We start from the raw sequence: 6,644 nt of genomic DNA, 5'->3' as shown, positions 1-6,644 counted from the left end.
GACCTGCAACTTTTCGCCTCTGAACCCGATATCATCAATCCCATCGCTATGAACTGGGATGAAAAAGGACGGCTTTGGGTCATAGAAACTGTAGATTACCCGAATACGGTAAAAGACAACGAGGGTCAGGGAGATGACAAGGTAAAAATACTTGAGGATACCGATGGCGATGGTAAGGCCGATAAGGTCACCGTCTTCGCCGAGAATCTTAATATTCCTACAAGTTTTGCCTTTTATGATGGTGGCATTATCATTTCACAGGCTCCGCAATTTATTTTTTTGAAGGATACCGATGGCGATGACAAGGCCGATGTAAAGGAAGTTTTGATAGACGGTTGGGGTACTTTTGACACCCATGCCGGACCATCGAACCTACAAAACGGTATTGACAATACCATTTATGGCGTAGTCGGCTATTCTGGTTTTGAAGGTAGCATTTATGGTCAGGAGCTAAACTTCAAGCAGAATATGTACCGTTTTGATCCTAGGAAGGAAAACTTTGAGGTACTGACAAATACGAGTAACAATACTTGGGGTCTTGGGATTACGGAAGACAATTCCCTGTTTGCATCCACCGCAAATAATACCCATAGTGTCTTTTTGGGCATTCCGAATAAAATTATGGATGGTTTGGTCGGTATTCCCGCGCAGGGAAGCCTGAAAATCGATGGCCACTACACCATGCAGCCCTTAACCGCAAATATCAGGCAAGTAGATGTTTTCGGGGGATTTACCGCCGCAGCGGGACATCATTTCTATACCGCGAGAAATTATCCGCGTACCTACTGGAACAAGGTTGCGTTTGTGTGTGAACCTACGGGGGGACTTGTACATATCGCCAAAATCGAAAGGGACGGGGCCGGTTATATCGAAAAGGACGGCGGCAATCTTTTGGCAAGTTCAGACGAATGGGTGTCCCCTGTAGAGGCCAAGGTCGGCCCCGACGGTAATGTTTGGGTGGCCGATTGGTACAATTTTATCATACAGCACAATCCCACACCGAATAAAGATCGTGGCGGTTACGACGCAGAGAACGGTAAGGGCAATGCCTATGTCAATCCGCTGCGCGACAAGTCCAAAGGCCGTATTTGGCGGGTGGTTCCAAAAAATGTTGGGAAAGAGGAAATTTTGACCTTGGATAGGGATACCCCCGATGCATTGGTAGCGGCCTTGAATAATGACAATATGTTCTGGCGATCGACGGCGCAACGTTTGCTTGTCGAACGTCAAAATACCGACGTACTGCCTAAACTTTACAAATTGGCCAATACTCCAAAACTGGATGCTTTGGGAATGAATCCGGCCGCCCTTCATGCGCTTTGGACCATAGACGGACTGACCGATCTGAATTCGGACACGGAAGCCTACAATGTTGTAAAGGGTGGATTATACCATCCGTCAGCAGCGGTACGCAAAGCCGCGATACAGATACTTCCAAAAAACGGGACAACCGACGCTGCTATTTTAGACACCAATACTTTAAATGATAAAAGTCCGTCAGTACGTTTGGCCGCACTGCTTTATTTCGCTGAAAGACCGGCTTCTGAAACTGCCGGGAAAATGCTTTACGGGATTAGTCAGGACAAAGCTATCATTGAAGATAATTGGCTGTCAAAAGCACTTTATGCGGCTGCCAGCAGTCATGCCGATGGGTTTATGGGCGAATATGCCAAGGCACACCCCGGATTTGACAGAAAGGCTGCCGTTGAGGACAAAAAGCAAGCGGTCGGGTTTGACGATCGAGATTGGAAAACCATACAATTGCCACAATTCATAGAGGATGCCGGACTGGAAATGGACGGGATCATTTGGTTTCGTAAGAATTTCAATTTCAATGGGGGCGCATCTTCCTACATCTCTTTGGGGCCCATCGACGATTCTGATGTGGTGTTCATTAATGGACAACAGATCGGTGCTACCGAAAGTGATTATGCACGGGATCGTTATTACAATATCCCAAATGGGTTGCTGAAGAACGGCGAAAATACGATTGCCATTCGTGTGGAGGATACCGGCGGTGGGGGAGGTATCTATGGTAAACCCGAACAATTGTTCATACGTTCCGGTGAAAAAACGGTGCAGCTGTCCGGAGCCTGGAAATACGAAGTCGAAACGGACTATGGCCAAAGTACGAACACTACTTTCGGGGGAGTGCCCATTGCGGATTTTGTGGCCAAGAATTATAGTAGTGTTAAAACCAGTGCGCAAGACGGTTCAAATACGGTAGACTCAGAAGCTGCGGTCATTACCATAAAAACGGTACAAAATGAAATGAAATACGACATTACCGAATTTGTGGTAGAGGCCGGTCAACCTGTGAATCTGGTGTTGGAAAATGTCGATTTTATGCAGCACAATTTGGTTATTATTAAACCTGGAACGACCGATACGGTTGGTTCGGCGGCCGACAAACTGGCCATGGACCCGAATGGTGCCGAATTGGACTATGTTCCTAAAATGGGGGAGGTCTTGTTTGCGACCGCTCTGGTAAATCCAGAGCAAACGGTAACCCTAAGATTTACGGCACCGACCGAGCCGGGAATGTATCCGTTTATCTGCACTTTTCCGGGGCATTGGCGCATCATGCAAGGGGTCATGAAAGTGGTCGGGAGTGCGTTGTGAGTGTAGTCAAAAGACTAAAAAACTTGAAACAACCTTATGTACGATAAACTAAAATACGGTGTAAGCACATGGCTTTGGCAATCCCCTTTTACCACGGAATGGATTTCCTTGTTTCCAAAAATAAAGGCTATGGGCTATGATGTGGTCGAAATTCCGGTGGAAGACCCAGAACTGATCGATGGCACAACGGTGAAAAAAGCCCTATCCGATAATGGCCTGAAACCTACGGTCTGCGGTGTATTTGGCCCGACTAAGGATTTGACTTCCGATGATGTTATCCTTCATGAAAACTGCTTCCGATATGTAGAAAAGAGTTTTGAACTCTGTGCCCTCTTGGAAGTCGATTTTCTCGCTGGCCCCATGTATTCTGCCGTAGGCAAGGCCCGAATGGTATCCGAAGAACAGCGAAAAAAAGAATGGGAACTGGCCGTTACCAATCTTCGAAAAGTTTGTGAAATGGGAAAACGCTTTGGACAGTCCATAGCTTTGGAACCATTAAATCGTTTCGAATCCGATTTGGTCAATACCGCTGACGATGTCATGCGTCTTGTAACCGATATCGATTATAAAAATGCCAAGGTGTTATTGGATGGTTTCCACATGACCATCGAAGAAAAGAATATCCGGGAAGCGATCAATACGGTAGGTGATTCCTTGATTCATGTACAGGTTTCGGAAAACCACAGGGGCATCCCAGGAACCGGACTTACCCCTTGGAACGATTTTAAACTAGGGTTAGAGGATATCAACTATCAGGGCGCCATGGTTATCGAAAGCTTTACCCCCGAAATCAAAGAGCTGGCCGGCGCCGTCTGTATCTGGAAGCATTTGGCGGAAAGCCAAGACGAATTTGCCTCCGAGGGAATCAAATTTCTAAAGAAAACATTCAATTCATAAAAGGGAACACCATGAGCGATAAGAAAGTCAACATTGCTATAGTAGGTTTAGGATTTGGTGCGGAGTTCATCCCCATTTATCTAAAACATCCAAATGCAAATTTGGTCGCTATTTGCCAGCGTAACGAAGCAAAACTGAATGAGTTGGGGGATGCCTTTGGTATTGAAAAAAGATATACGTCGTACGATGAGGTATTGCAGGATGACGAAATCGATGCGGTACATATCAACACTCCAATTCCCAATCATGGGACTCAATCAATAAGGGCGTTGAAAGCAGGGAAACATGTGGCCTGTACCGTTCCTATGGCGACCAGTGTAACGGAATGTGAAGAAATCGTAAGATTGACCGAAGAAACGGGCTTGACCTACATGATGATGGAAACGGTGGTTTATGCCCGCGAGTTTCTGTATATGAAGGAACTCTACGAAAACGGCGAATTGGGTAAAGTCCAGTTTTTAAAAGCCAGCCACCAACAAGACATGGACGGATGGCCCAACTATTGGCCCGGCCTACCGCCTATGCATTATGCGACGCATTGCGTTGGCCCGGTTCTTGGATTGACCCGAGGAGAAGCCGAATACGTCTCGTGCTTTGGCTCGGGAACGATTCGGGAGGAACTAATAAAGGAATATAATTCCCCTTATGCAGTGGAGACGACCCATATCAAATTCCGGAATTCCGATTTGAGTGCACAGGTGTATCGTTCGCTGTTTGATGTGGCAAGACAGTATCGAGAAAGTTTTGAGGTGTACGGTTCAAAAAAATCCGTAGAATGGCCATTGATCGAAGGAAAGCCGTTAGTGGTACACACTGCTAAAAGGCCCGAACCAGAAATTCCGGAGGAAGTTGAGAGTCCCGATTTCGCAAAATTGCTTCCCAAAGAGATTCAACATTTTACTACCAAGGGAGTATACGATTCCGATGAGCACCAACATCTTTCCTTTACGCAAGGGGCTGGGCATGGAGGTTCACATCCGCATTTGGTACATGAATTTGTGAACGCTTTGGTTCGCGAGAAGGCACCTTACCCAAATGCGAAGCAATCCGCAAATATGACTTGCGTGGGAATTTTGGCACATGAATCGGCCAAAAAAGGAGGGGAAATACTTAGGCTTCCTTCTTTTACTTTTTCCGATTGACCCGGACATCAAGTTTTTTAATTGTGCTCCATCTCATAATGCCGCTTTAGGATATCCTCGGCATAATCGTTGGTCAGGTCGCGCACGGCGGTATGCATGTGGTTGGCATCGTTCTGCGTGTTGTCGAACTCTATCAATAGCATCGGCCCGTGAATACGATAGTAATGCGCCTTTCCCTCCTTAAGACTTCCGGCCCAAGCAAAATGGAGGTTTTCCATTCCCGCTTTCTCGATTTTGGCCATCAGGTTCTTCGAAAAATCGAATATGTAATTGCCGACGTAAACCTGTAATAGTTCTGTGAAAATCGTTTTTTGTGCTTTGTTCAATAGCGGATATGCGATTCCGGTCGTTTCGATTTCCCCGACTTCGCGATGGTTCGCCGAGATGATTTCGGGGGGGGCCTCTTCTGAAAACTTGGCTATTTTCAATTGGTCGGCGGTCAGGGAATTGACAAGGGCAAAACCTAGCATGGATTCCCTTTTCAAGACCTGTTTGCCTCGAGAATCGCCCTCTTTTATGATACCGGGATTGGAACCGAAAAACGTGGGGGTAGCCGACACGATCTTTCCCTCGTCCGAGGTAAAGTTCAAAGATATGTGGTGCCCCTCGAACCGCCACCCCCAGGCCTCGGTGGGCGAGGGGGTTCCGAAGATGCAGAAGTGGTAATTTAATGGATCCCGTCTGGGTCGGCCGTCGGGCATTTTGTCATTGTCATCGTTCTCGATGATACGCAACACTTTTTCCAGCTCCCTGATTTCCATTGTTTTTTCGTATCCTTCCTTGCTAAGGCATGCTTTTAAGAGATCAAGGGCGGCCTTTTTTTGCGTTTCATCAAAATCATGAAAGGTAGGTCCCTTTCTTGGGATGGGTACATAGTTCATATTGTACCGCTCTTCATCTTCTAACGTGAAAAGGGTCTTTTCCTTTAATTCCTCGGAAAGCGTATTCAAAAAGACATTCGCTTTGTCGGATATATCCTGGGCACCTACATTTCCCAATAAAAAAAGATATATAATAGGGAGTGCACCTTTTTTGATCGCGTGCCAATTTACTTTTACTTTCATCTTACTTATTTTTGATAGTTAGACTTATTTCAATTGATAGCTTACAAAAGCCACCCGTTGGCTATCGGGCGACCAAGAAGGTACGTTAATCGTGCCCTGGCCGCCGAATAGTTTTGCCATTACCTTGATTTCCTTGGTCTGAAGATCCATCAGCCTCAGCATCACATCTTTGTTGGCCGGATGAGAACCTGCGGGGACATCGGTACCGAAGGTCACATATACGATCCATTTGCCGTCCGGCGACGGGTGGGCGAACCAATCATGGTATGCATCCGTAGTGATCTGTTCCTGTTCGCTGCCGTCGGTTTTCATCCGCCAGATCTGCATGGTGCCGGTACGGGCGGAATTGAAATAGATGTACTTGCCGTCAGGGGAATAATCGGGTCCGTCGTCGAGAGGCCCCGCATCGGTCAACCGGGTTTCTTCGCCCCCTTCCACCGGCACGGTATAGATATCGTAATTGCCGTTGCGTTCGGCACAGTAGGCCAAAGTCTTGCCATCGGGCGACCAACCGTGCCAATAGGATGGTCCGATCGGTGTAACCTTTTTGGGAGTACCGCCCCCGATGGGCAGCGTATAGATCAACGAACTTCCGTTTTCCGTACCGTCACTGATGACCATTTGGGTGCCGTCGGGCGAAATGCCGTGGTCATTGTTGATCTTTTTGGCGAAGCCGGTGTCTATTTTTTCGGGTGTCCCGCCCTCGACCGGTATTGTATAGAGCGATCCCTCGCTATTGAAGATCAAGGTCTTTCCATCTGGCGACCAGTTGGGCGCCTCGATATGGTCTTTGGTATGATAGACGACTCTCCGGTCAAAAGAGGAAAGGGGAATGGTCTCCAAGGTGCTTTCCAACTGCTTCAACGAATCCGGCCTTTGTTCCAGTTGCTCGATGGCCACCTTTCCGAACTTGGCGGTT

General features: G+C 47.2%; 5 protein-coding genes. 3 read left to right on the top strand and 2 right to left on the bottom strand.

Features of this window, described 5'->3' with window-relative positions; genetic code table 11:
- From ACEW8S_RS10145 to ACEW8S_RS10135, 3 genes are all read left to right on the top strand, one after another.
- Positions 1 to 2,622, top strand: a 2,622-nt coding sequence (locus ACEW8S_RS10145) for a PVC-type heme-binding CxxCH protein (RefSeq protein WP_373518038.1), incomplete at its 5' end; no start/stop codon positions are given.
- 36 nt (positions 2,623 to 2,658) lie between these two features.
- Positions 2,659 to 3,519 (top strand): sugar phosphate isomerase/epimerase family protein, encoded by an 861-nt coding sequence (locus tag ACEW8S_RS10140; protein WP_373518037.1) that lies wholly within the window; start codon positions 2,659 to 2,661, stop codon positions 3,517 to 3,519.
- An 11-nt stretch (positions 3,520 to 3,530) separates the two neighbouring features.
- Positions 3,531 to 4,661, top strand: coding sequence for a Gfo/Idh/MocA family oxidoreductase (locus tag ACEW8S_RS10135; protein WP_373518036.1), 1,131 nt, complete (start codon positions 3,531 to 3,533; stop codon positions 4,659 to 4,661).
- A 17-nt stretch (positions 4,662 to 4,678) separates the two neighbouring features.
- On the opposite strand, the gene ACEW8S_RS10130 is transcribed toward ACEW8S_RS10135, so the two are convergent.
- Both ACEW8S_RS10130 and ACEW8S_RS10125 read right to left on the bottom strand, forming a co-directional pair.
- Positions 4,679 to 5,725 (bottom strand): DUF3500 domain-containing protein, encoded by a 1,047-nt coding sequence (locus ACEW8S_RS10130; RefSeq protein ID WP_373518035.1) that lies wholly within the window; start codon positions 5,723 to 5,725, stop codon positions 4,679 to 4,681.
- Positions 5,726 to 5,749: 24 nt separating this feature from the next.
- Positions 5,750 to 6,644, bottom strand: an 895-nt coding sequence (locus ACEW8S_RS10125) for a TolB family protein (RefSeq protein ID WP_373518034.1), incomplete at its 5' end; no start/stop codon positions are given.

It is taken from the genome of Pricia sp. (assembly GCF_041745955.1).
GTDB lineage: Bacteria > Bacteroidota > Bacteroidia > Flavobacteriales > Flavobacteriaceae > Pricia.
This window is presented reverse-complemented; position numbering and strand designations above follow the sequence as displayed.